At 58.9% G+C, this 24,347-nt stretch carries 22 protein-coding genes; 8 read left to right on the top strand and 14 right to left on the bottom strand.

What is annotated here, in order from left to right; translation table 11 throughout:
• Positions 1-13: 13 nt before the first annotated feature.
• The 6 genes from surE to FCS96_RS08570 form a co-directional block, all read right to left on the bottom strand.
• Positions 14-811, bottom strand: coding sequence for a 5'/3'-nucleotidase SurE (gene surE / locus FCS96_RS08595; RefSeq protein WP_407658092.1), 798 nt, complete (start codon positions 809-811; stop codon positions 14-16).
• A gap of 50 nt (positions 812-861) precedes the next feature.
• On the bottom strand, positions 862-1,926 hold the full coding sequence (locus FCS96_RS08590; protein ID WP_138439945.1) for a phosphotransferase: 1,065 nt from the start codon (positions 1,924-1,926) through the stop codon (positions 862-864).
• A 144-nt stretch (positions 1,927-2,070) separates the two neighbouring features.
• Complete coding sequence (locus FCS96_RS08585) at positions 2,071-2,838, bottom strand: SDR family NAD(P)-dependent oxidoreductase (RefSeq protein ID WP_138439944.1); 768 nt, start codon at positions 2,836-2,838, stop codon at positions 2,071-2,073.
• A 167-nt stretch (positions 2,839-3,005) separates the two neighbouring features.
• A complete protein-coding gene (locus FCS96_RS08580) occupies positions 3,006-4,208 on the bottom strand; it encodes an acyl-CoA dehydrogenase family protein (protein ID WP_138439943.1) in 1,203 nt (400 codons plus the stop codon).
• An 84-nt stretch (positions 4,209-4,292) separates the two neighbouring features.
• The gene (locus tag FCS96_RS08575; protein WP_138439942.1) at positions 4,293-4,733 is read right to left on the bottom strand and encodes a PaaI family thioesterase; all 441 of its coding nucleotides are present in this window, start codon (positions 4,731-4,733) and stop codon (positions 4,293-4,295) included.
• Positions 4,733-5,527 carry an SDR family NAD(P)-dependent oxidoreductase gene (locus FCS96_RS08570; RefSeq protein ID WP_138439941.1) on the bottom strand — a complete coding sequence of 265 codons (795 nt, stop codon included), beginning with the start codon at positions 5,525-5,527 and terminating at the stop codon, positions 4,733-4,735. The genes FCS96_RS08575 and FCS96_RS08570 overlap by 1 nt, the downstream gene beginning before the upstream one ends.
• A 143-nt stretch (positions 5,528-5,670) precedes the next feature.
• Between FCS96_RS08570 and FCS96_RS08565 the strand changes: the two genes are divergently transcribed.
• Positions 5,671-7,263, top strand: a complete 1,593-nt coding sequence (locus FCS96_RS08565) for a class I adenylate-forming enzyme family protein (RefSeq protein ID WP_138439940.1) — start codon at positions 5,671-5,673, stop codon at positions 7,261-7,263.
• 27 nt (positions 7,264-7,290) lie between these two features.
• Here the strand turns inward: FCS96_RS08565 and FCS96_RS08560 are convergent, their stop codons facing one another.
• The gene (locus tag FCS96_RS08560) at positions 7,291-8,031 is read right to left on the bottom strand and encodes an enoyl-CoA hydratase/isomerase family protein (RefSeq protein ID WP_138439939.1); all 741 of its coding nucleotides are present in this window, start codon (positions 8,029-8,031) and stop codon (positions 7,291-7,293) included.
• Between the two features lie 162 nt (positions 8,032-8,193).
• Here FCS96_RS08560 and dctP point away from each other — a divergent pair, with 162 nt between their 5' ends.
• From dctP to FCS96_RS08545, 3 genes are all read left to right on the top strand, one after another.
• Positions 8,194-9,240 (top strand): TRAP transporter substrate-binding protein DctP, encoded by a 1,047-nt coding sequence (gene dctP, locus FCS96_RS08555; protein ID WP_138439938.1) that lies wholly within the window; start codon positions 8,194-8,196, stop codon positions 9,238-9,240.
• Positions 9,241-9,328: 88 nt separating this feature from the next.
• Positions 9,329-9,874, top strand: coding sequence for a TRAP transporter small permease subunit (locus FCS96_RS08550; RefSeq protein WP_138439937.1), 546 nt, complete (start codon positions 9,329-9,331; stop codon positions 9,872-9,874).
• Positions 9,871-11,181, top strand: a complete 1,311-nt coding sequence (locus FCS96_RS08545) for a TRAP transporter large permease (RefSeq protein WP_041342307.1) — start codon at positions 9,871-9,873, stop codon at positions 11,179-11,181. The genes FCS96_RS08550 and FCS96_RS08545 overlap by 4 nt, the downstream gene beginning before the upstream one ends.
• Before the next feature lie 126 nt (positions 11,182-11,307).
• Here FCS96_RS08545 and FCS96_RS08540 read toward each other — a convergent pair whose 3' ends face one another.
• From FCS96_RS08540 to FCS96_RS08530, 3 genes are all read right to left on the bottom strand, one after another.
• Positions 11,308-12,705: a sodium-dependent transporter gene (locus FCS96_RS08540; RefSeq protein ID WP_138439936.1), complete on the bottom strand. Its 1,398-nt coding sequence runs from the start codon at positions 12,703-12,705 to the stop codon at positions 11,308-11,310.
• A gap of 166 nt (positions 12,706-12,871) precedes the next feature.
• Entirely contained in the window at positions 12,872-14,446 is a 1,575-nt protein-coding gene (locus FCS96_RS08535; protein WP_138439935.1) for a methyl-accepting chemotaxis protein, read from the bottom strand.
• A gap of 94 nt (positions 14,447-14,540) precedes the next feature.
• Positions 14,541-15,431: a carboxylate/amino acid/amine transporter gene (locus tag FCS96_RS08530; RefSeq protein ID WP_138439934.1), complete on the bottom strand. Its 891-nt coding sequence runs from the start codon at positions 15,429-15,431 to the stop codon at positions 14,541-14,543.
• Positions 15,432-15,593: 162 nt separating this feature from the next.
• Between FCS96_RS08530 and FCS96_RS08525 the strand changes: the two genes are divergently transcribed.
• Entirely contained in the window at positions 15,594-16,991 is a 1,398-nt protein-coding gene (locus FCS96_RS08525; protein WP_138440397.1) for an MATE family efflux transporter, read from the top strand.
• On the opposite strand, the gene FCS96_RS08520 is transcribed toward FCS96_RS08525, so the two are convergent.
• Positions 16,921-17,919 carry a GGDEF domain-containing protein gene (locus FCS96_RS08520; protein WP_323053729.1) on the bottom strand — a complete coding sequence of 333 codons (999 nt, stop codon included), beginning with the start codon at positions 17,917-17,919 and terminating at the stop codon, positions 16,921-16,923. The two genes, FCS96_RS08525 and FCS96_RS08520, sit on opposite strands and share 71 nt — an antisense overlap.
• Positions 17,920-18,212: 293 nt before the next feature.
• On the opposite strand from FCS96_RS08520, the gene FCS96_RS08515 reads away from it, so the two are divergent.
• On the top strand, positions 18,213-19,337 hold the full coding sequence (locus FCS96_RS08515; RefSeq protein ID WP_138439932.1) for an HD-GYP domain-containing protein: 1,125 nt from the start codon (positions 18,213-18,215) through the stop codon (positions 19,335-19,337).
• 6 nt (positions 19,338-19,343) lie between these two features.
• Here the strand turns inward: FCS96_RS08515 and fghA are convergent, their stop codons facing one another.
• Positions 19,344-20,189 carry an S-formylglutathione hydrolase gene (gene fghA / locus FCS96_RS08510; protein ID WP_138439931.1) on the bottom strand — a complete coding sequence of 282 codons (846 nt, stop codon included), beginning with the start codon at positions 20,187-20,189 and terminating at the stop codon, positions 19,344-19,346.
• Between the two features lie 26 nt (positions 20,190-20,215).
• Positions 20,216-20,647, bottom strand: coding sequence for a CBS domain-containing protein (locus tag FCS96_RS08505; protein WP_138439930.1), 432 nt, complete (start codon positions 20,645-20,647; stop codon positions 20,216-20,218).
• A gap of 201 nt (positions 20,648-20,848) precedes the next feature.
• Here FCS96_RS08505 and FCS96_RS08500 point away from each other — a divergent pair, with 201 nt between their 5' ends.
• Positions 20,849-22,213 (top strand): alanine/glycine:cation symporter family protein, encoded by a 1,365-nt coding sequence (locus FCS96_RS08500; protein WP_138439929.1) that lies wholly within the window; start codon positions 20,849-20,851, stop codon positions 22,211-22,213.
• Positions 22,214-22,345: 132 nt separating this feature from the next.
• Positions 22,346-22,999: a peroxiredoxin gene (locus tag FCS96_RS08495; RefSeq protein WP_138439928.1), complete on the top strand. Its 654-nt coding sequence runs from the start codon at positions 22,346-22,348 to the stop codon at positions 22,997-22,999.
• A gap of 60 nt (positions 23,000-23,059) precedes the next feature.
• On the opposite strand, the gene FCS96_RS08490 is transcribed toward FCS96_RS08495, so the two are convergent.
• Entirely contained in the window at positions 23,060-24,319 is a 1,260-nt protein-coding gene (locus tag FCS96_RS08490; protein ID WP_138439927.1) for a methyltransferase, read from the bottom strand.
• Positions 24,320-24,347: the final 28 nt, after the last annotated feature.

The following is a 24,347-nucleotide window of genomic DNA, read 5'->3' as shown; positions in this document are numbered from 1 at the left end:
CTCCCAGTGTTAGTCAGTCGACCGCCGAGGCGGCCAAATCGAATTCGGTGCTGCCCCCAGGCAGCGGGTCCTGATGCCGTAAGGGCTGGATGGCGATGGCTTTTTCCCGCAGCACCGAAACATCGGCATCCGGCTCGACGATGTGCCGGGAATCGCGATCAAAGCCCAGCCACCAGTAGGGCAGGCTGCGAGCATCCTTGCCGGCCAGCAGCCGGGACCTTTGAATGGAGCCCGTAGATTGCCGGCACCAGCGGGCCAGTTTGATGTCATCCGCGTCACAGGCCGGGAAGTTCACGTTCCAGGCGCGGATTTCCGAGCTTTGCCAGAGTTTGCGGATAACCAGCTCGCCAAATTGCCGGACCGGGTCCCACTGGATGCCCTCGCGGGACAGGAACGCCTGGCTCAGGGCAATGGCCGGAATGTTCATGTGCAAGGCGCTAAGAACCGCACCCACGGTGCCGGAGTACTGCACCGAATCGCTGATATTGGCGCCGCAATTCACCCCGGACAGCACCAGATCCGGCGGCGTTTCCTCAAACCATTTGGCCAGGGAATAGAGCACGCAATCGGCTGGCGTACCGGACACCGCGTAGCGCCGTGTGCCGGTTTCGTAGACCCGCAAGGGATCGTGGATTGAGATGCTCTGGCCGGCGCCACTGCGATCGTGCTCCGGGGCGACAATCCAGACTTCATTGGCCAGCTTGCGGGCGATCGCCTCGAGGATCGTCAGCCCAGGCGCGTTAATGCCGTCGTCGTTGGTAATCAGGATGCGCTCGACGATGGGACCGTTATTTACGGTGGCTTCACCCATAGCCGTCTCTTCGCTCATGGCTATCTTTTCGCTCATGGCTGTCTTTTCGCTCATGGCTGCACTCCTTCACTGGCAATCCTCCAGCCAACCTGGGCCAGCAGGCTGGCGCGCTTGCCCACATCCAGGGCATTGGCATTGGCGGCATTGCCATCCAGAGCCCGTTTGTAGACACCCTGCAGGATAGCCGCCAGGCGGAATAGCGAAAATGCCAGGTACACGTGCCAGTCGTCGATGCTATCCCGGCCGCTCTGGTCACAATAGCGCTTGATGGTCTCCTGCTCGGTTGGAATACCCAGCGCTTCCAGATCCTCACCCAGCAAACCGCGCACGCCTTCCAAATCTGACGGCAGGTGGTACGGCAGGCAGTAATAGGCCAGGTCCGCCAATGGATGCCCCAGGGTCGACAGCTCCCAGTCCAGAATCGCAATAACCTGTGGGCAATTAGGTGCCAGCATCAGGTTCCCGAACCGGTAATCGCCGTGGGCAATGGCGCACTCGTCGGTCGACGGCAAATTCTCAGGCAGCCATTCGATCAGTTTGTCCATTTCGGGCAGGTCGTCGGTTTTGGAGGCCAGGTACTGCTTGGTCCAGCGCGCGACTTGGCGGGCAACATAGCCTTCGGGCCTACCAAAATCGCCCAGTCCAACGGCGTTCACATCCACCGAGTGCAGCGCCGCCAGGGTATCGATGGCCGAATGGTGAGCCGGCATCCGCTCGGCTTTTTCCAGCGCCCGCAGCGCCGAGTGGCTGACGATCCGGCCTTCCATGAAGTCCATGACGTAAAACGGCGTGCCAATAACCTCGCTGTCTTCGCACAACACCCGGGCCTTAGGCACCGGCACTGAGGTGTTGTCGGCCAGGGCGCGGATGACTTTGTACTCGCGCTCGACCATGTGGGCCGATGGCAGGGTCTTGCCCGGTGGCTTTTTGCGCAGCACGTAGCGGCCGCTCTCGGTATCCAGCAGGAACGTGGGGTTGGACTGGCCACCCTGGAACTGTTGGACCTGCAGGCGGTTGCCGAATCCTGGGATGGCTTGTTGCAGCCAGGCCAGGAGGTTGGCTTCGTTGAATTTGTGGGCTGGTAGGACGTCTACCAGGTCTGGGGTGATGCTCATGCTTTTTTGCCTTGGTTTGGGGGCGGCGGCCGGCAGATGGTGTATCTTTCTTCTGGGAAAAATAACTCGCTGCGCTCAGACATCTTTTTCCCGGCAGAAAGACACACCACCCACCAGCCTTGGCATACCTTTATCCGAATACCCTTAACAAATGGTTTCGCCGCCGTCGGCTACGATGACTTGGCCGGTTATGTAGGCACTGGCCTTGGTCGAAAGAAAAACCGCCAAGCCGGCGATATCGACTGGGTCGCCGATTCTTCTTAGCGGTGTTTTGTCTTCGGCGCGTTTTACCCGAACCGGGTCTTCCCACAAGGCCTTGGCGAAATCGGTCTTGATCAGACCGGGGGCTATGCTGTTGATGCGAATGCCTTTCGGACCCCACTCCACCGCCAGGTTGCGGGCCAGAGCTGCCTCGGCGGCCTTGGATACGCCGTAGGTTCCGATGGTGGTGTTGCCGCGAATGCCGGCGATGCTGGACAGCAATACCACCGCGCCTTCACCTTTTTCCGCCATCTGTGGCAGCACCATGTTGGTGAGCCAGAAGGTGCCTTTGACGTTGGTGTCCATGATCTTGTCCCAGGCCTCGTCAGTCATCTCGGACGTTGGGCCGTACACGGGATTGGTGGCGGCGTTGCAGACCAGCACGTCGATGGCGCCCCAGGCTTCATTGGTCTTTTCGACCAGGTTCTGGAGGTCTTCCTTTTTGCCAACGTGACAGGGAATGGCGATGGCCTCGTAGCCCTGTGCTTTCAGCTCATTCGCGACCTGCTCGCAGGCTTCGGCCTTGCGGCTGGAGATCACCACTTTTGCGCCCAGGCGGGCCATTTCTTCGGCAATGGAACGGCCAATACCCTTGGTGGAACCGGTGACCAGGGCAACCTTGCCGGTCATATCAAAAAGCGGGTTGTTCATCGTTCGATCCTCATACTCACAAGATGGCGGGACACGCAAACAGGGGCCTTCCGGGACTGTGAAAAACAGGGAAGTTTTTCACAAGCCTACAGGGACGTATTAACGGCGTGTCCCGGAAGGCCCCTGTTTGCGTGTTCCCTCGCCCAATGTCTCGGGCCGGGTTCAGATCAGCGGTACTGACGCAGTTCCAACTTGGCCACCGAATCCAAATGCACCTCATCCGGCCCATCCGCCAGCCGCAACGTGCGCACCTTGGCCCAGGCCGAAGCCAGGAAAGTGTCCTGACTGACACCGGCGCCACCGTGCACTTGGATAGCACGATCGATTACCTTCAGCGCCATGCTCGGGGCGATCACCTTGATCATCGCGATCTCCTGACGGGCCACCTTGTTACCCACGGTGTCCATCATGTGTGCCGCTTTCAGGGTCATCAGCCGCGCCTGCTCAATCTCCATGCGGCTGCGGGCGATGTCCTTGCGGATGGAATCGAAGCTCGACAGGGGCTTACCAAACGCTTCGCGCTCATTGGCACGCTTGCACATCAGCTCCAGCGCCCGCTCGGCCACACCGATGGTGCGCATGCAGTGGTGAATCCGGCCCGGCCCGAGGCGGCCCTGGGCGATCTCGAAACCCCGGCCTTCGCCCAGCAGCATATTGCTGGCCGGTACCCGCACATTCTCGTAGTGAATCTCGGCGTGGCCGTGGGGTGCGTGGTCATAGCCGAACACCGTCAACGGCCGGATCATCGTCACGCCCGGGGTATCCAGCGGTACCAGAATCATCGACTGCTGCTGGTGCTTGGGCGCATCCGGATCGGTCTTACCCATGACAATGGCGATCTTGGCGGTGGTGGTCATGGCACCGGACGACCACCATTTGCGACCGTTAATCACATACTCATCGCCTTCGCGGCGAATCTCGCAGGCGATGTTGGTGGCGTCTGAGGAGGCCACATCCGGTTCGGTCATGGAGAAACAGGAGCGGATTTCCCCAGCCAGCAGGGGTTTCAGCCACTGCTCCTGTTGTTCTTCATTGCCGTAGCGGGCAATGGTTTCCATGTTGCCGGTATCTGGCGCGGAGCAGTTGAACACCTCCGGCGCCATTTCCGAACGACCCATGATTTCACACAGGTGGGCGTACTCGAAGTTGGTCAGCCCCGCGCCAAGGTCACTTTCCGGCAGGAACAGGTTCCACAACCCCGCTGACTTGGCCTTGCTCTTCAGTTCCTCGATGATTGGCACCGGCGCCCAGCGGTTTTCCGCCTGTTCGATCTGCTGGTGATGGACGTGTTCGTTTGGATAGATGTGGGCATCCATGAACTCGATCAGTTGCGCCTGCAATGCTTTGACCTTGTCAGACAACTCAAACATGTCGGCTTCCTCTTTTATAAATCTGGCGTTGATTCAGTGAACCGCGGCAAACGCGATCACCTGCTTGTTGTTCTTGTTCCGTCATCAGATCGGCACACCTTCCGGCTTGTCGCTGCCGGAACGAATGCGGAAAGTGCCCTCGGCAATGGCCAGCAGGTTGCCCTGGTCATCGTGGACTTCCCCGGTGCTGTTAAAGATCCGGGTACCACCGGCACGCTTTCGGCCGGTGACGCGAATAACGCCACTCGAGCACTGCCCGGTGAAGGTGGTGGTCAGCGACAGAGTGATGGCCTTGCGCATGCGGCCGGGATAAGGGCAATGGGTGCCTGCCTGGGCCATAGCAATGTCCAGCAGCGAGGTCAGCACACCACCGTGGATTACACCACCCAGATTCAGGTGCCGGGCCTGGAGCTCCAGCTCAATTACCGCCTCGTTTTCTTCCCAGGAGGCCTGGCTATAGCCCAGCAGGCTGTGGAAACCGGGCAGATCGGTTCCGTTCATCAGATCAGATTCCTCGTAACTCATCAGACTTTCATTCCGGGCAGATTCAGGGACGCGGTGTTGCCGCCGTCCACCGGCAATGCCTGACCGGTGATGTAACTGGCATCGTCGCTGGCAAAAAACAGAATCGCGGCGGCAATTTCCTCGGGGTCGCCATAGCGGCGCAGTTCACAGCGGGAGCCAAGCTTGTGGGCTTTTTCATGGGCGCGGGCGTAATCGAACACCGCCTGGGTCATGCCGGTTTCCACCAGCCCCGGGCACACCGCATTCACCCGAACATTGTCGTCGCCCAAATCACAGGCCGCGGTCATGGTGAGGTTGATCACCCCGGCCTTGGACGCACTATAGGCGTTACCGCCGGCGCCGGAGCGCAGCCCTGCCACCGATGCGGTATTCACAATCGACCCCAGCTTGCGGGCCTGCATGTGCGGGGCGGTGTGCTTGATCAGCAACATCGAGCCGATCAGGTTCACCGACAGGACCTGATCCCACTCCGCACGCTCGTTCTCTGTAACGGGGGGATGGCTACCTTGGGCACTGGCAATACCGGCGATGTTGCACAACACATCCACCTGGCCAAAGTGCGCCAGGGTTTCATCCACCAGGGCCTTTACCTGGGCTTCATCAGCCACATCCACAACCCGGCGCAAACACTCCGCGCCTTCCGGCAGGCGGTTTTCGGTATCCAGCAGCCCGGAATCGGACACATCCGCCAGCACCACACGGGCACCTTCGCGCGCCAAACGCAACGCGGTGGCCCGGCCAATACCGCTGCCGGCCCCGGTGACGATGGCAACCCGATTATCGAAACGCGCCATGGCGTTCGCTCCTCAAAATTGGCTTGTTGTTGTAATTGTGCTCTTAGCGTTCGCTTTAATTTGTCACGCCTTCCGGTTTTGAGTCAATATATTCGAAAGGTAATTTCACTAGATAAAACACCATAGCACCGGAGTGACCAAAAATGAAAAATAATGTGAGTTCGATGTCGGTCTATGCACCAACCTATCCGGACGAGGTCTTTGACTCGATCGGCCAGCAGATCCAACAGCACGCCCACGAGCGTGGCGACCAGACCGCACTGATCACGGACCAGACAGTCATCAGCTGGCGCACGCTGCTTAATCAAGTTAATCAGATTGCCAACCGGCTGCGGGCCGAGGGCCTGCAAACAGGCGACTCGGTAGCGGCCCTGTCGGAAAACAGCGCCAACTACGTCGCCTTATACCTGGGCACGTTGGTAGCGGGTGGCTGCATGGTGCCGCTATCGGGCATGGCCAGCCCCGAGGCACTGGCATTGATGCTTGCGGACTGCGAAGCCCGTTTCCTGTTCGTGTCCTCGAAAAACCGGGACCTGCTGTCGGATTTCCGGCCTCAGCTAAGGAACCTGTCCGATAACCAAATCCTGGCTCTCGATGAGGGACAGGCAGGCATTGGCCAGAACCTGGGTGACTGGCTATCAGGCGCCTCTGCAGCAGCTGATCCGGCGGAGGTGACCTTGGACGATGCGTTCAACATTATCTACAGCTCCGGCACCACCGGCACTCCCAAGGGCATCCTGCACGATTACCGGTTCCGCCAGCGGCAGATGGCGCGCATGAGCCGGTTTGGACTGGACGGCGATGCCATCAACCTGGTGTCCACACCGCTGTACTCCAACACCACGCTGGTGTCGGTGCTGCCCACCCTATTTTATGGCGGCACTCTGGTGTTGATGCCGAAATTTGACGCCTACCGGTTCCTGGAGCTGGCCGAGCGCCACCGGGTGACTCACGCGATGCTGGTGCCGGTGCAGTACCAGCGCATTCTGGCCGAACCCGATTTCGACCGTTTTGATCTGTCCAGTTTCAAACTCAAGCTGTGCACCAGCGCTCCGCTCAGGGCCGAAGTGATCGCCGACGCGATGGCCCGTTGGCCGGGCAATATCCGGGAAGTCTATGGCCTCACCGAAGGTGGCATCTCGACCTGCCTGGATTGCGCCGCCCACCCTGACAAGTGGGATTCGGTGGGCCTACCCACCGAGGGCGCCCAGGTACGGGTCATCGACGACCAGGGCAATGAGTTGCCTCAGGGGGAGATTGGTGAGATTGTCGGGCGCGCCATTTCCATGATGCGTGGCTATGTGAACCGGCCCGAGCAGACCGCCGAGATGCTGTGGACCAGTCCTGAGGGCGAAGTGTTCTATCGCAGTGGCGACATGGGCCGGATTGATGAGGACGGTTTCATTTATATTCTGGACCGCCGCAAGGACATGATCATCTCGGGCGGCTTTAACATCTATGCCGTGGATTTGGAACAGGCCCTGCTGGCCCACCCTGCGGTCGCGGATGCCGCGGTAATTGGCATTCCCAGCGACCACTGGGGCGAGACGCCGCTGGGGCTGGTGGTACGCAATCCGGACCACAACGACAGCGAAGCCAGCATCCTGGACTGGGCCAACGCCAGGTTGGGCAAGTCCCAGCGCCTGGCCGCCATTGAAGTGCGGGACGAACTTCCCCGCTCAACCATTGGCAAAATCCTCAAGCGGGAACTGCGAGCACCCTACTGGAGCAAGTGAACGCAGCTCTAACTCTCTTAAGGAGGGTTAACGCCGCGACAAGCGATTCAGCGCGGCCTGGCAGTCCTCGGACCGGAGCCTTTGGGAAAACACCTCCCGCTCCCGTTCGAGTGCCGCTTTAACCTGGTCGTGCCACGGCGCGCGCATCAGTCGCTTGCTGGCACGCAGGGCGTCCCTGGGTTTGCCGGCAAGCCGCTCAGCCTGGGCCAGCGCCTCGTCCAGCGCAGTGCCGTCGTCCACCACCTTACTGGCCAGCCCACACTCCCGGGCTTCGTCGCCCGTCAACACCTCGCCCATCAGCAACAGGTCAGCGGCCCGGCGCGCGCCCAGATGCAATGGCATGGTCACGGTAGAGGCCGCTTCAGGCACCAGGCCCAGATCCACGAACGCGGTCTTAAAGGTAGCGCTGCGACCGGTGATCACCGAATCACAGTGCAGAAGCAGGGTGGTGCCAATACCAATCGCCAAACCCTCCACCGCGACGATGACCGGGGTGTCGCAGTCCATCAGGGCTTCTATAAAGGCCAGCCCGGCCGACGGCTTGGGATTAGCATCGGTGGCACGGGCCCGAAAGTCGTCCAGGTCATTACCGGCGGTAAACACCCCTCCGGCACCAGAGAGTACAATGGCGCTGACCTCAGTATCCTGATTGGCCTTAGTGACTGCCTCGGCAAGGGCGTTGTACATACTGCGAGTCAGTGCGTTCTTTTTTTCCGGGCGGTTGATTACCAGGTGAAGTACTCCGCCAGACTGCTGGGCATCGATCATTGGACTATCCTGTCTGAAGATTAATCGGAAGCTGTGGCTAAACATCCTATTGCAAAAGACCAATCTTGTGATAGATTCAGAGAACATAAATTCACCCTGCAGTCACAAGTTCTGCACAGTGAAACTAAAAACAAAACGAACACAACAAATAAGAGGTCTGCCATGAACCTGTTCGCACAAGCTCGCAAGAGTCTGACCGTATACGCCTCGGCGTTAACCCTGGGCATCTCCGCTGCGCTCAGCGCGGCACCCGCTGCCGCCCAGGAAACCTACACCTGGAAGGTCCAGTCCCACTGGCCAGGCTCCAGCAGCTCTTACACCGACAGTCTGATGCGTCTGCAGCGGGTTCTCGACGAGCGCACCGATGGCCGCCTGCAGCTTAAGCTGTATGAAGCGGGCGCCCTGTTTAAATCCAAGGAAATCTTCAATGCCGTCAGCCGTGGCATTCTGGAGATGGGCACCATTGCACCCGCCTATGCCCAGGATAAGATATCGCTTGCCGGCATCGCTTCTGGCCTGCCATTCGCGTTCCGTAACGTCTGGGAAGCAGCCTACTTCCACAAGAACATTGGCTTTGAACAGATGCTTCGTGACGAAGCCGCCGAGCACGGCGTCTACTGGGCCACTGACAAGGTCTACCCAACCGAAATGGTGGTCAAGCAGCCCATCACCAACTGGGACGAGTTCACCAGCCTGAAGATCCGCTCCTCGGGCGCGCTGCAAACCTTCCTGACTGAAGCCGGCGCGGCCGCCTCCTACATTCCTGGCAGCGAACTCTATTCCGCGCTGGATTCAGGCATCGTCGACGGCGCCCATTGGGGTGCTTCCCAGGGCGCGTCCAGCATGGGCCTCTATGAAGTGGCGAAATACCACGTCCAGCCGGCCCTGAACATTGCCGGTACCGACGTGATCATCATCAGCCACAAGGCTCTGAATAAGCTTCCTGAAGACATGCAGAAAATCGTCAAGGACGCCCTGGACGAGCAGTTCTGGATTCGCACCAACGAGTACCTGTACAAAGAACGCATCACTCTTGCCAAAGCCATTGCCGAGCAGGGTGTCGAGGTAAACGTGCTGCCAGATAACGTTCAGGACAAACTGGTGAAGACCGCCCAGGCCATGTGGGACGAAGAGGGTAAGCGCGGCGACAACGCCCAGAAAGCCCTGGACATGCTGAAGAGCTATCTCTCGGAGCTTGGCTACCTCTAACCCGCGTTAGCCAGTACCTGGTAGGCCGGAGCATATCGACTCCGGCCTTTTCTTGCGAAATACAGTCACCGTCCTTCCGGAGAATGCCATGAGTGTGCTGAGTGCATTCATGAGAGGGGTTACCCGTCTCAACGACTTTGTCGGGCGCTGGATAGCCCTGCTCATATTTGCGATGTTCGCGTTCCTGCTGCTGGAGGTGGGCTTTCGCTACCTGCTGAACGCCCCCACGGTGTGGACCAATGAGTTCACCCAGATGCTGTTCGGCATCTACGCGGTGATGTCCGGTGGCTACATTATGGCGCACCGGGGCCACGTGAATGTCGACCTGTTGCACTCTCACCTGAAGCCGCGCAAGCGGGCGGTGCTGGACCTGTTCACTTCGGTCATTTTCTTTATCTTTACCCTGGCCCTGCTCTGGTTCGGGATCGATATGGCCCAGGAGTCGATCTCCAGTTGGGAAACCTCCTATTCGGCCTGGAATCCGCCCATCTGGCCAGTGAAACTGGCTATTCCCCTCGGGACCGGTCTGTTGGTGCTCCAGGGGCTGGTCAAACTGCTGGAAGACATTGCCGTCGCTTTCAACCTGGATTACTACACGCCGGATCAGGGCGAGCCTGAGGGAGAACACTTGTGAGTATTGAAGCCCTGACCCTGATGTTTTTTGCAGCGTTGTTGTTCTTCCTGCTATTGGGCCTGCCGCTGGCGTTCGTGCTGGGCGGCGTGTCGGTAGTGTTCCTGTATTTCACCTGGGGATTCGACTCCTTCTACATGGTTGCCTCACAGATCTGGGGCACCATGGGCAGCTTTACCCTGGTGGCCATACCTCTGTTCGTATTCATGGCCATGATCCTGGAGCGCACCGGTGTAGCACGAGATCTGTATCGCATGATGCACCTCTGGTGCGGCGGTCTCCGGGGCGGCCTGGCGCTGGGCACCCTCGGCATCTGCGCGGTGTTCGCCGCCATGGTGGGCATCAGTGGCGCCGCGGTTGTCGCCATGGGCACCATTGCCCTGCCCTCCATGCTGGAGCGCGGCTACGACAAGAGCATGGCACTGGGCGTGATCAACACCGGCGGTGGCTGGGGCATCCTGATCCCGCCCAGCATCCTGATGATCCTGTACGCGCTGATCACCGGCGTATCCGTGGGTAAAATGTTTGCGGCCGGCATCATGCCAGGTGTGCTGCTGATGGTGCTCACTGCCATCTACATCATTGTACGCTGCCACCTCCAGCCGGAACTGGCACCTGCGCTGCCGGAGGAAGAGCGTGCCAGCTGGCCCGAAAAATTCCGGGCTCTGCGGGCGGTGCTGTTGCCGATCGGCGTGGTGATCATGGTCTTGGGCTCGATCATCGGGGGCATCACCACGCCCACCGAAGCCGCCGCCATGGGTGTACTGGGTGCACTGATCTCGGCCGCGGTCTATCGCCAGTTCAAATGGAGCGTGCTGCAGGAAGCAGCGATCCGCACCTTCAAGCTGACCGGCATGATCATGTGGATCCTGTTTGCCGCTCACGCTTTCAGCGCCGCCTACCAGAGCATGGGCGCCCAGGAGCTGATCGAAAGCCTGATGAACATGATCCCGGGTGGTCCCTGGGGCATCATCATCGCGATGATGGTGATTGTGTTCCTGCTGGCCATGGTTCTGGACCCGGTCGGTATCATGCTGATCACGCTGCCGGTGTTCATGCCCATTGTCGAAAGCCTCGGGTTCGACCCGATCTGGTTCGGCATCCTGTTCGTGATCAACATGGAAATCGGCTACATGACGCCGCCATTCGGCTTCAACCTGTTCTACCTGAAGGGCATCGTTCCGCCAGGTATCACCATGGGCGACATCTACCGGTCCATTGTTCCGTTCGTGCTGGTGGAGATTGTTGGCCTCGGCTTGATCATGGTGTTCCCGGAAATCGCCACCTGGTTACCAGATCTGTTTTTCTGATCCGATAACCAACCTGGACAGGCCCTAAAGCCCAGAACCTTTTCCGAATGAATTGCCCATAAAAAAACCGGCCCTCAAATGAGAGCCGGTTTTTTTTCGCTTCTTTCTGGCCAATCAGCGGCTGTGCTAGCCCAAAAGGTTGTAGGCAAACACAATAATAACCGCCACCGGCGTCACGAAACGGATCAGCCCGAACCAAAGCTGGAAGCCGCTGCCGTCGAGACCCAGATCCAGCTTCAGCGATTCCTTCGCCACAAACCAGCCCACGAACAGTGCCGTCAGCAGACCAGACAGGGGCAGCATGATGTTGGCGGTGAAGAAATCCAGCAGGTCGAAGATGGTTTTGCCCTCGAACCGCTCAAACATGGCCAGGGGTGCCACATCTGCCCAGACGTTAAGGGACAGAATGGAGGCGATACCCAGTGCCCAGCACAGGACTCCCACCAGAATCGCACTACCGGTGCGAGACAGACTGGTTCTTTCCTCTACCCATTCAACCACCGGCTCCAGCAGCGAAATACCGGAAGTCCAGGCGGCGAACAACAGCAGTACGAAGAACAGGGTGCCGAACAGCCCACCCATGGGCATATTGCCGAAGGCCAGCGGCAGGGTCTGGAAGATCAGACCTGGACCGGCACCGGCCTCCAGACCGTTGGCAAACACCACCGGGAAAATGGCCAGGCCCGCCAGCAATGCCACGCCGGTATCCATGACCGCAACACTGATGGCGGTGCGGGCAATAGAAACATCCCGGCCCAGGTACGAGCCGTAGGCCATCATGATGGCCATACCCAGGCTCAGGGTAAAGAAGGCGTGACCAAGGGCAATGAGCACACCGCTGACCGACAGGGCGCCGAAATCCGGTGTAAACAGAAAACTGACCGCCTCACCGAAATGACCGGTGGTGGCGGCATAACCCACGGCCAGCAGCAGCAGGATGAACAAGGCCGGCATCAGGATGGTGGCGGCTTTCTCCAGGCCACCTTTAAGCCCGCGAGACACTACCAATACTACCAGCGCCATGAAGACAGTGTGCCAGACCAGCAATTGAACCGGGCTCGCCAGCAAGCCGCCGAATAGATCACCAATGGACTCTGCGGTGCCACCTGTGAAATCGCCCATAGCTGCGTGGCCCACATATGACGCCGACCAACCACCGATCACCGAGTAGAAGGACAGGATCACGAACGCCGCGACCATGCCCACGATGGCGGAAATCCGCCACATCGGGGATCTCAAGTTGCGCTCTGCCACCAGCCGCATACTGGTAATGGGGTTGTGCCGGCCATTGCGACCAATGAACACCTCGGCCATCAGGATGGGGATACCGATTATCGCGATGCATAACAGATACACCAGCACAAAGGCGCCGCCACCGTTTTCGCCGGTGACGTAGGGAAACTTCCAGATATTGCCAAGGCCGACGGCAGAACCAGTCGCCGCAAGTATGAAAGCCAACCGGGAGGACCAGAGACCACGAGCTGCCTCTGCGCCGTTGCCCGAAGCCGAGTTGGACTGAGTCATGATAATTTCCTGTGCTTTTGGCTGAGGAATAGGGGACGAATATTTACGCCCGGGCAGGTCCCGGACTGATGGTGCGGAATTCTGCCAGCACTGACGGCATGATGCCAGTGCTGGCCGGGGATGGCTTCCGGGACTGCCGGAACCCCAATCAGATCAGTTTTTCTAACTATCCGTTTTTGCTGATAAAGCGCGTGACCAGATCTTTCAGGCCGCGCGACATGGCACTGAGGTGATCGCTACTCTGTTTTGCGGAGCTGGCCTGCTCATCGCTGTGGTCTGCCAGTTCCGCGATGTTGGTCACCTGTCGGTTAATCTCATCCGATACCTGGCTTTGTTCTTCGAACGCCGCCGACATGCTGATAAAGCTGTCGGAAATTGTCTGAATCGAGGTCACGATATCCCGCAGCGACGTTTCCGCTTCCTGAACCTTGGCCAGGCCTTCACCCGCCACCGATTCGCCGTCCCGGGTCGCCTGTACGGCCACCTCGACCTGGCCACGGAAGTCATTGATGACATCCTGGATACGCACGGTAGATTCCCTGGTTCGCTGAGCCAGAGAGCGCACCTCATCCGCCACCACGGCAAAACCACGCCCCTGCTCTCCGGCTCGCGCCGCCTCAATGGCCGCGTTCAGCGCCAGGAGGTTAGTCTGCTCTGCAATTTCCGAGATCAGGCTTGCGGCCTCACCGATACTCTTGGTGGACTCGCCCAACTGGCCAATGCTTTTTCCAATGCCATTCACCCGACCGACCAGTTGCTCAATGGCCACCAGCGCCTCGGAGCTGCGTTCGCTGCCAACCGTCGCCAGACGATTGGCTTCCTCCGCCGCTCGCGCATTGACGGTAACTGATTCACTTACTTCCTGAATCGATGCGGTCATCTCGTTGACGGCGGAAGCGGTCTGGTCTGTCTCAGCCCGCTGACGGGCAATCGCCGATGCACCGTCGCTGATAAAGCCATGTGATGCTCTTGCCTGTTCAAACAACAGCTCGGCCTGATCTTCGATGCGGGCGAGTGCCGTCCTGATACGGGCATCCTCACTCAACAACAACAGCCCCAACTGTGAGAACAGTCCGCTTTCGTCACTGTAGGTTCTGGCGACCACCGGATCCCGGAAGGCATCGGGCCGTAGCTTGAGCAAGCGATTGAGGCGGCCGGTAATCGAACCCAGTAACAGGCCTGCGCCCAACAGATGACCAACCACAATGATGGTAGCCGCCAGCCAGTTCTGATCGAACAGCAATGCCACCAGGCTTAACACCAGCGACAGGATCATCGGCCACCCCGATTTCACAACCGACGCCAAACGATTGCCTGCGCTCAGAATAGATTTCCCCGCAGAAATACGTTCGTACAGAGACTCCGCCCGGTCAATCTGGTCTCTAGTCGGTGCAACCCGAACCGATTCGTAGCCAACCAGCTGTCCATTTTCCCGAATCGGGGTTACGTAGGCGCTGACCCAGTAGTGATCCCCGGTCTTGGTCCGGTTCTTTACGACCCCCATCCAGGCCTTGCCAGCTTTGAGATACTCCCACATACCCTGATACACCGGGGCCGGCATGTCCGGATGACGGATGATGTTATGAGCCTGACCAATCAGCTCGTCGCGGGAGAAGCCGCAGATCGCCACAAAGGCGTCGTTGCAATAGGTAATCACGCCCTTGAGATCGGTAGTGGATATTAATCGACCACCCTTGGGCATGGTCACTTCACGCTGGGTTACCGGGAGATTCTTACGCATAGAAGTCTGCTCTTCCTTTGAGATCAGATGTAAACAGGCATCGGCTTTAACGGTGGCTTTAGCCGCAATGTTAACGGCATCTTCCTCGACAACTTTAACCCGCGGATGCTTCGGCACCCTTCGTTACCAGACGCGCACGGGGATGGAAACGGGCATTCACCCACAGCGAAAGCGCAATCACACCACCACCTATGGCCAGTCGGCTGAGGTCCGCGTCCCGATTCCAGATCAGCAGGTTCACCAACAAGCCAGCGGGCACCAGCGCATTGTTCATGATTGCCAGGGTGCCGGCATCGACGTAGCAGGCGCCTCGGTTCCACAGGAACAGGCCAAGACCAGAGGCCGCCAGCCCGAGCCAGGCCAGGATGCCCCATTGCATTGAGGTGGCTGGCAGACGATCCGGATTACCGAACACCAGGAATGACGGCAGTGCAATCACCAGCGCACCGATGAAGAAATAGCCAAAGGTGCGATACGCAGGCAGTGCCAGTTGGTGGCGTTGCATGATGTGCTTATAACCCACCTGCCCTGCAGCAAAGGTGAAGTTGGCCACCTGCAGCAACAGGAAACCGGTAATGAAATCCTCACTCAGGCCATCGTAACGGATGATCCCCGCCCCCAGGGTGGCAACGACGGCGGCAACCAGCGCCACCGGTGAGAAGCGTCGGAACAGGGCGTCATCAATCAGAGTCACGTACAGGGGCGTGAAGATGGTGAACAGCAGCACTTCCGGCACACTCAGGTAACTGAAAGAGCGGTACAGGCACAGGTAAGTGATACCAAACTGCAGCATGCCGGTGACCAGGATTCCCAGCTTCATGCCCGACGGCACACCCCGCCAGCGCGTGAATGGAAGGAACACCAGGGCACCCAATAACACACGGCTGAGCACAGCGAAATCACTGTCCACCTGGCCGGCCAGGAATTCGCCGATCAGACTGAACGAGAATGCCCACAGCACCGTAACAAAAACCAGTAACCCCATTTTGACTGCCACCCTTTAAAATCAAGGCGCGTACTTTAACCGCTTTTGGGCCCGCCTTGCAGTGGCGAAAAGGCGCATAAACACCGATGCCGGGGATCCGTCAGATCAGTTACCATGCCCGGCCTGCAACCCCGAAATCTCCACAACCGGACCAACCCAGCCATGGACGAGAGTCACCAGCCATTACCGGAATTGCGCCAGCCATTGGTGACCCGAACCCTGATCGAGTGGCGCACCCTGGCGATGCTCGGCGGCCCGATTCTGATCGCCCAGATTGCCCAAATGGCGAACGGCGTAATCGATACCGTTATGGCCGGTCACGCCAGCGCCAAAGATCTGGCCGCCGTGGGCATTGGTAGCAGCCTGTGGATGCCCTTGTTCCTGTTCTTCATGGGTCTGTTGGGCGCTCTGCAACCGATCATCTCTGGCTACAATGGTGCCCGAACCCTCGACCGGATCATGCCGACCACCTGGCAGGGTTTGTATCTGGCGGCTGCTGGCTCGGTGATCATGATCCTGCTGTTAACGAACGTGCATCCGGTGCTGGCCCTGCTCAATCTGGAGAAAGATACCGCCGGAATTACCCAAGGCTACCTCAATGCCTTTGCCTGGGGTGTACCGGCCATGCTGATGATGACCGCTCTTCGAGGTTTGACCGACGGCCTTGGTCACACCCGGGTGATCATGGCGTTTTCGGTGCTGAGCACCCTGATCAACCTGCCGCTGAACTACATCTTTATCTACGGCAAACTCGGCCTGCCAGCCATGGGCGGGGTTGGCTGCGGCTGGGCCACCTCCCTGTCCAACGGCATCGCCGCCGCGGCACTGCTGGTGTACCTCAACCGAAGCCACGCCTACCGCCGGTTTCACCTGCTCGCTGACTGGGCCAAACCGGAGCTTGCCGGCCTGATCTACATACTGAAACTTGGCGTGCCCATCGGCTTCACCATCTTCGTGGAAGCCAGTATGTTTTCAGTCATCGCCCTGTTCCTGGCACCACTGGGGCCAGTGGTTGTCGCTGGCCACCAGATCGCGCTGAACGTGGTTTCGCTGCTGTTCATGCTGCCCTTGAGTATAGGCATGGCGCTGACCTTGCGGGTCAGTTTCCTGATGGGGGCTGGGGCGCAAGATGCGGCCCGGCTGATCTCCCGCAGTTCCCTGATTCTGGCCGCGGCGACGGCGCTGGTGTTCGCGATCTTGCTGTGGGTTTTTTCAGAGGGCATCGCCGCGCTCTACACCGGCGAAATCGAGGTACGGCAAGTCACCATCCGGCTACTGCTGTTTGCCGCCCTGTTCCAGATCGCCGACGTGATCCAGGTCACCTGCATCAGCGCCCTGAGGGGCTACAAGGACACCCGCATCCCCATGTTCATCATGCTGTTTTCATTCTGGGGCGTGGGACTGCCCCTGGGCTATCTGCTGACCTTCACGGATGTGCTCTGGCCCGCCATGGGCGCGGCCGGTTTCTGGGTAGGTCTGACTGGCGGGCTTACGTCAGCGAGCATTCTGCTTGGCTGGCGGTTGTTTCGGTATGCCCCAAATGGGGTTGAGCATAAATGATGCGGTCACGCCCCGACTCTTTCGCTCGATAGAGCGCAGCATCGGCGCGGGAAAGCCAGTCGTCGACGCTCTCTTGAGCTAACAGTTGAGCAACCCCGAACGACGCGGTTACCAAGCCACCAGGGTGGGTAAGATGCTTCCGGAGCACCTGCTGAAGATTATTCAACACTGTTTCAAGGCCGGCACCACTGGTGCCTGGCAATAAGAGGACAAACTCTTCACCACCAAATCGGAACAGTCGGTCTGTTCGCCGGGTGTGCTGCTGGATCAGCGCCACCATTTCAACCAGCACATCGTCACCAACGCCATGCCCGTACTTATCGTTGATTTGCTTGAAATGGTCGATATCAAGCAAAGCAATCGAATAGGTTTCACCGCTACGATCGGCACTGGCGACAGCCCAGGCTAATTCCTGATCCATGGATCGGCGGTTGCGAACACCGGTCAACGGATCAATAGTGGCCAGATGCTCCAGGCGTTCGCGCTGAGTTTCATTTCTGTAGGCAAAGACATAGGCACAGGCACTCACGACCACAGCGCCGGCGGCAAAGGACCACATCTGGACCAAAGAGCGAAAGATATCCGTCTGGGCCATCATGGCAAAAATAGCCCCCAGATTGATGATAATGGCCAGACGGGGACTGGCCAGGAAGAAGCTGGTCACCAGACAGGGAAACAACCAGAACAAGCCCGGTTCGCCGGTTATCGCGCCAACAACGACCGCACTGGAAGACGTCATCACGGCCAAAAACAGACCACTGTACTTGGTGCGACCCGTCACCCAGGCACAAGTCACACTACCGACGATGCCCGCCAGGATGACAACATCCACGACCGCCGCCACAAAGTTGCCTTGCAGGAACCGAAATACCGCGAAAGGCGTGATGCCAAGAATGGCACTGGCGCCAAGCAGGGTAATGATCGACAAACGGAAATCCGTTTTTAAGCGGTACAACATCTGGGACAAACCCGACGAAAGTTTTATTTAGCTCGCTAGCATAGCTCAAGCCCAATGATCGAACCCCATACTTAAGCCAGAATTTACAAATCGGAGACGCATCCTCTCGAATTGTGAACCTTCACTCAGTTTTTACCGTGTACACCTAAACTGCCCTGTCAAATATAGTGAATGCATCTTTCTGGTTCAGGGGAATATAGAGGCGAGGTGTCGTTCAGAGTTACACTTCGCGTATTACAAACCAATAAGCAGGATTTCGAATATTGAGCAGCCTTGTCCGAATCGCGCCCGGAGCTCTGGAGTTGGGCCGCCCCCTGCCATGGAATGTGTACGATGCCAACGGCAATGTTCTGTTACGCCAAGGGTATGTGGTTCAGACCGATTTCCAGTTGGAGCAATTGTTCGAGCGAGGCCGCTTCAAACCCCGCAAAATTAAACGTCCCCAGGACGACATCGTTGAGGACCATCGGCGACGCAATCCCTTCGCCGACTATGCCGACCTGCTCCAGACTCTTGAGGCGACCCTGAACGCGATCACCGATGGCGAAGCCTCTGCCCAGAAACGGCTGATGGGCCTAACCCGGATGATCGAGCGTACCTGCACCGAAGCGCCGGAAGCCAGCCTTGCCTTGGTGCACCTGTACTCCATCAGCCCCACCATTCTTGAACAGACTCTGTTCTACGCCATTCTTAGCCAATTTACCGCCCGCCAGTTTGGTCTGGATGAAAAACGCACCAGCGTTCTCACGGCTGCCGCACTGACGGCCAATCTGGCATTGGTACCGGTTGCAGACCAGCTCAATGCCTCCAATAAGCTGCTCAGCCCGGACCAGCGTCAGGTCATCAGAAAACACCCTGAACGAAGCGTGCAGGCGCTGCAGGCCGCCGGCATCGACAACAAACTGATGCTTGCCATCATCGCCCAGCATCATGAACAGGCGGACGGTCAGGGGTATCCGGATGGGCTGAGCGGGACCGAAATCCGACCTGAGGCGGAAATCCTGGCGTTGTGCGAGCGCTACGTGGCGATGATCACCAAGCGAGCGTACCGAACCCGTCTGAACGTTACCGATGCCCGGCGGCTGATCGCCACCCTGGGCGATGGCACTTTCCGGCCAGCTATTCCCAAGGCCCTGCTCAAAGTTCTGGGCGATTACCCTCCCGGAGTCCTGGTGCGGCTTGATAACAATGAAGTGGGCGTGGTCAGCTGCCGTCCGGTGCGCTCCCGCGGGCCCTTCGTCAAAGCCATTTTCGGGCCCCGGGGCAATCGCTACAGCGGCACCTTTGAGCGGGACACCAGCCTGCTGGAGTACAACATTCGGGCCCTGGAAGAGCCCGAAGTCATGCCGTCCATGGATTTCAGCCTGATCTGGGGGTTCCGCTCCTAGGCGAGCTCAGCGTAACCCGAGCGCCTGGGCGTGGTGATCCAGATGATCATCGATGAATGAGGCGATGAAGAAGTAGCTGTGATCATAGCCCCGGTGCATACGCAGATTGATATGGTGATGGAAGGTTTCACAGACTTCCGCCAGGGCGTCCGGGTTCAACTGACTGTCCAGGAACTCATCGGCGGTGCCCTGATCCACCAGCAGTGGCAAGCGCTCGCGGGCAGTCGGTATTAACAGGGTGGCATCCCACTGCTCCCACGCCCGCGTATCGTCGCCGAGGTAACCAGTGAAGGCCTTTTGCCCCCATGGACACTCGGTCGGGTTGGCGATGGGTGCAAAGGCAGAAACCGAGGCGTATCGACCCGGGTTTTTCAAAGCCGCTATAAGCGCACCGTGCCCTCCCATGGAGTGACCGCTGACAGACCGCTGGTCCGTCAACGGCAATTGATCCTCCACCAGCTGGGGCAATTCCTTGACCACGTAATCGTACATCCGGTAATGGGGCGCCCAGGGTTGCTCCGTGGCGTTAATGTAGAAGCCTGCTCCGGTTCCGAAGTCATAGCTGTCATCCTCGCCCGGCAGATTCAGCCCTCTCGGACTGGTGTCCGGGCAGACGATCGCCAGCCCCAGTTTGGCAGCACGCTTCATGGCGCCTGCTTTCTGCATGAAATTCTGGTCGGTACAGGTCAGGCCAGATAACCAGTACAGCACCGGCGCTTTAGTTGGATTTTGCGCAACCGCACCCGGCGGCAGAAAAACCGCAAATTCCATATCACACTCCAGGGTTGCGGAGTGATGACGATAGCGACGATGCTCACCGTCGAAACAAATGTTCGTGGATAACAGTTCCATAGCATCCTCACCAGATAAAGAGTTTCTCAGTCATCAGCGCTGGCGTATTTGGGCAATTCGATACCACAGCCGGAACGCGCCAACTCTGCCAGAATGGCAGTACGCGTCACAATACCGATCAGTTTGCCATGGTCAATCACCGGATAGACCTTGGGCTTTCCCGCACCAAGATTTTGCGCCAGGTCCACCACGGCCATTTCCGGAGAAACCGTAACCGGCTCACGGAACATCACGTCGTCGACGATGGGGTCGCCCTCGCAGTGGTAACTGCTGACCAGCAGCGCATGAATGCAATCCTGTTCCGACACAAAACCCAGCACGTGGCGCTGGTCATCAACCACCGGCAAGCCGGTGACATGATTGTGCAGCAGGGATTTCACCACTCGGGTCAGCGGCGTGCCACAGCGGACAGGCTCAATGTGATTCCACATAACATCAGAGACTTTCAGTGAACGCATGGGCAGGTCTCCTCCCGTTGGGTTCAGATGTCCCGGCCAGAATGCGGGCCTCTATCTATAAACATAGGCAATCGACCCCAGAAAGGAAAACAGAAAACCGGGCAGATAGTTTACAGAGAGATTTTATCGCTTAAACTCCGAGGGTTACGCCTCAAAAGGGCAACAATAAAGGGTAACTATCGCTAACTTCGGGAGATCCCCATGGAAGCCATCTCTGAATTCGTTGGACAACTCAATTCGCTGGTATGGGGCCCCCCCATGCTGGTCCTCATTCTCGGTGTCGGGCTATTCCTTAGCCTTGGCCTTAAACTGATGCCTGTGTTGAAGCTGGGTGCCGGATTCCGGTTGATGTGGCAGGGCCGCAAGGCCACCGGTGCCGAGTCGGAGGGCGAGATCCCGCCCTTCCAGGCCCTGATGACCGCACTGTCGGCCACAGTGGGTACCGGTAACATCGCTGGTGTAGCCACCGCCGTATTTCTCGGTGGCCCCGGTGCGCTGTTCTGGATGTGGCTGACTGCCCTGGTGGGCATGGCCACCAAGTATTCCGAAGCCGTTCTGGCGGTGCGCTTCCGCGAGGTGGACGAGCGTGGCGACCATGTTGGCGGCCCGATGTACTACATCCGTAATGGCCTGGGCAAAAAGTGGGCCTGGCTGGGCGTTTTCTTCGCCGTATTCGCGGCCATTGCCGGCTTTGGCATTGGAAATACCGTTCAGGCCAACTCCGTCGCCGACGTGATGGAGGCCAACTTCGGCCTGCCGCACTGGCTGACCGGCGTCATCCTCATGGTTCTGGTCGGTGCCGTCCTGATCGGCGGTATTCGCCGGATTGGTCACGTAGCCAGTGCACTGGTGCCGCTGATGGCTATTTCCTACCTGGTCGCAGGCCTGATTGTACTGGCGATCAACGCCGCCGATATCCCTGCGGCACTGACCATGGTGGTGCAACACGCATTCTCCCCCATTGCCGCTGAAGGTGGCTTCGCGGGCGCTGCCGTATGGGCGGCTATCCGGTTCGGTGTGGCCCGGGGTATTTTCTCCAACGAAGCCGGCCTGGGTTCGGCTCCCATTGCCCACGCCGCGGCCCAAACCAAGAACCCGATCAACCAGGGCATGGTGGCCATGCTGGGTACCTTTATTGACACCATCATCATCTGCACCATCACCGGGCTGGTGATCATCACCTCCGGTGTCTGGACTTCGGGCGTGTCCGGTGCTGAATTGACGTCTATGGCTTTCGCAGAAGCGCTGCCCGGCGTTGGTAACTACCTGGTCGCAATCGCCCTGGCGGTCTTCGCATTCACCACCATCCTTGGCTGGTCGTTCTATGGTGAGCGCTGCATCGAATTCCTGTTCGGCGTAAAGGCTATCGTGCCTTACCGGGTCGCCTGGATTCTGGCGATTCCCGTCGGCGCCACCCTGAACCTCGGTTTTGTCTGGTTGGTGGCCGACACCCTGAACGCCATGATGGCACTGCCCAACCTGATCGCCCTGCTGTTGCTGAGCCCGGTGGTGTTCAAGCTGACCCGCGAACACTTCGAGCGGGAAAAGGCACCCGGTAAGGTTTAATTCCTTGTAAGTCGCCCTTGTAATTCGCCCTGACTAAACCCACGTTTTGTCCCAGGGCGAAGAAACATTCCGGCAGGGTTCGATGCCGGGCAAACGGCACCTGCCGAACGTCGCAGAAAAGGAGAAGAGCTTATGAGTTTACGTCTTGGAGATACCGCACCGGATTTCGAACAGGATTCCAGTGAAGGTCGAATCTCATTCTATGACTGGCTCGGTGACAGCTGGGGCATCCTGTTTTCACACCCGGCCGATTTCACCCCCGTGTGCACCACGGAGCTCGGCCTGACGGCCAAACTCAAGGACGAATTTGCCAAGCGCAACGTCAAGGCGATCGCACTGAGCGTTGATCCGGTCGACTCCCACCAGGAGTGGATCAAGGACATCAACGAGACTCAGGGCTGCTCGGTCAATTTCCCGATCATCGCCGACCAGGATCGCAAAGTGTCGGAACTCTACGACATGATCCACCCCAACGCCGACAGCAGCCTGACCGTGCGCTCCCTGTTCGTGATCGATCCGAACAAGAAGGTGCGCCTGATCATCACCTACCCGGCCAGTACCGGTCGCAACTTCAACGAAGTACTGCGGGTGGTGGATTCGCTACAACTGACCGAAAACCATAAGGTGGCTACTCCCGGCAACTGGGAGCGCGGCGGTGATGTCGTCATTGTGCCGTCGCTACAGGACGAAGACGAGATCAAGCAACGTTTCCCTCAGGGCTACAAGGCCGTCAAATCGTACCTGCGAATGACGCCCGACCCACACGCCAACTGGGGTGGCAACTGATCCAGCAAGCAAATCCTGAACTCAACTAGAACTGAAAAGGCGTCCTCGTGGGCGCCTTTTTCATTTGGCCGCTTCGGCCTTTTTCCTAACCGCATCCAGCAACAGATTCCTGGGGGTCAGGGACCGATCACAGAATTCCCCGAGCCGCACCCGATAGCCCTGCTCCTCAAGGTAGAGCGCGTAGTCCAGCACCATCCACAGCTCCAAGGGACGGCGGAACAGGTGCCGAACCAGTTCGTGGCGGCGCATATGCTGCCAGCGCCGGGCGCCTTGCGTTTCCCAGGCATCGAAGTCGATATCCGGCGGCAACGCCAGCGCCTTTTTGTTCGCGGCCCATCGACAGAAGCCAGCGAAGCCCTCGTGGATCACTTTGGAGGGATGCGAAGGCACCGCCAGATATTCATCCATGCCCCGCAACTTCCGCTGCAGGCTATCAAAGCCCAATCGCCACTGGCTCACCAACCGGGTCTGCTCTCGTACCCGGGCCGGCGCGGTCACCGTTTCCCGCACCGCAAGGCGCAAGTCACTGCGGGACGGAGTCAGGAGTCCATCATGGCTGGCCGCCCGACGCGACATTGGCCGGTAACTATCAGCATCAGTCAGATGATAACAACAAGGCGAGACACTTAATCGGGGCAGACCCGCCTCGCTGCCCCGGCGCATCAGGCGTCGGTGCAGGTCGCCACAAGCGTGCAGGGCGACGCCGTGGAACCCGGGCGACAGGACGAGATCTTGCGCCAGGACATCCTGACACTGCAGCGATACGGCATCGCCGTACTTAACCGCCACCCGGTTGCCTTCACGCACCAGTTCGGCGTTCCATTCCAGTCCTTGAACGGACTTTTGGCACACCGCCGCCAGTGTGCGGGAAAGATGACCTTTGCCACAGCACCAGTCCAGCACCGACTGCTCCAGGGGCCGAATGGCAGCCGCAAACGCTCCGGACTGACCGCGCTTGCGCCCCGGCATATCCGCCGCCCGAACCTCCGGCAAGGTGGCCTGACTGACCTCGGACTCAGTCGGTCTCAGGTCGGCCAATGCGGTCAGGTGCTCGTATCGTGCCAGCGAGGGCACCTGCTCTCCGACCATGGCCGCCAACCTTACCGGTTCATCTTCCAAAATCTGGCATTGCTCGTCACTCACCTCCGCGATGAGCCGGGCCAAATCCGGATAATGCCTGGTCCACGGCGGTGCCGGCTCCATGAACGGCGCGGGCTGCCAAAACCCACGGTGCTCACGCAGCCAGTCGTTTAGCGCCATCCAGTGGCTGTGAAACGATTCGACAGGGTCGTTTGAACTCGCGGCCGGAGGTACTGTCATGCAATTGGCCTTTGCTCTTGTTGAACCA

The organism is Marinobacter alexandrii, assembly GCF_005871205.1.
Classification (GTDB): domain Bacteria; phylum Pseudomonadota; class Gammaproteobacteria; order Pseudomonadales; family Oleiphilaceae; genus Marinobacter; species Marinobacter alexandrii.
Note: the sequence above shows the minus strand (reverse complement) of the source record. Positions and strands in the feature narration are given on the sequence as shown.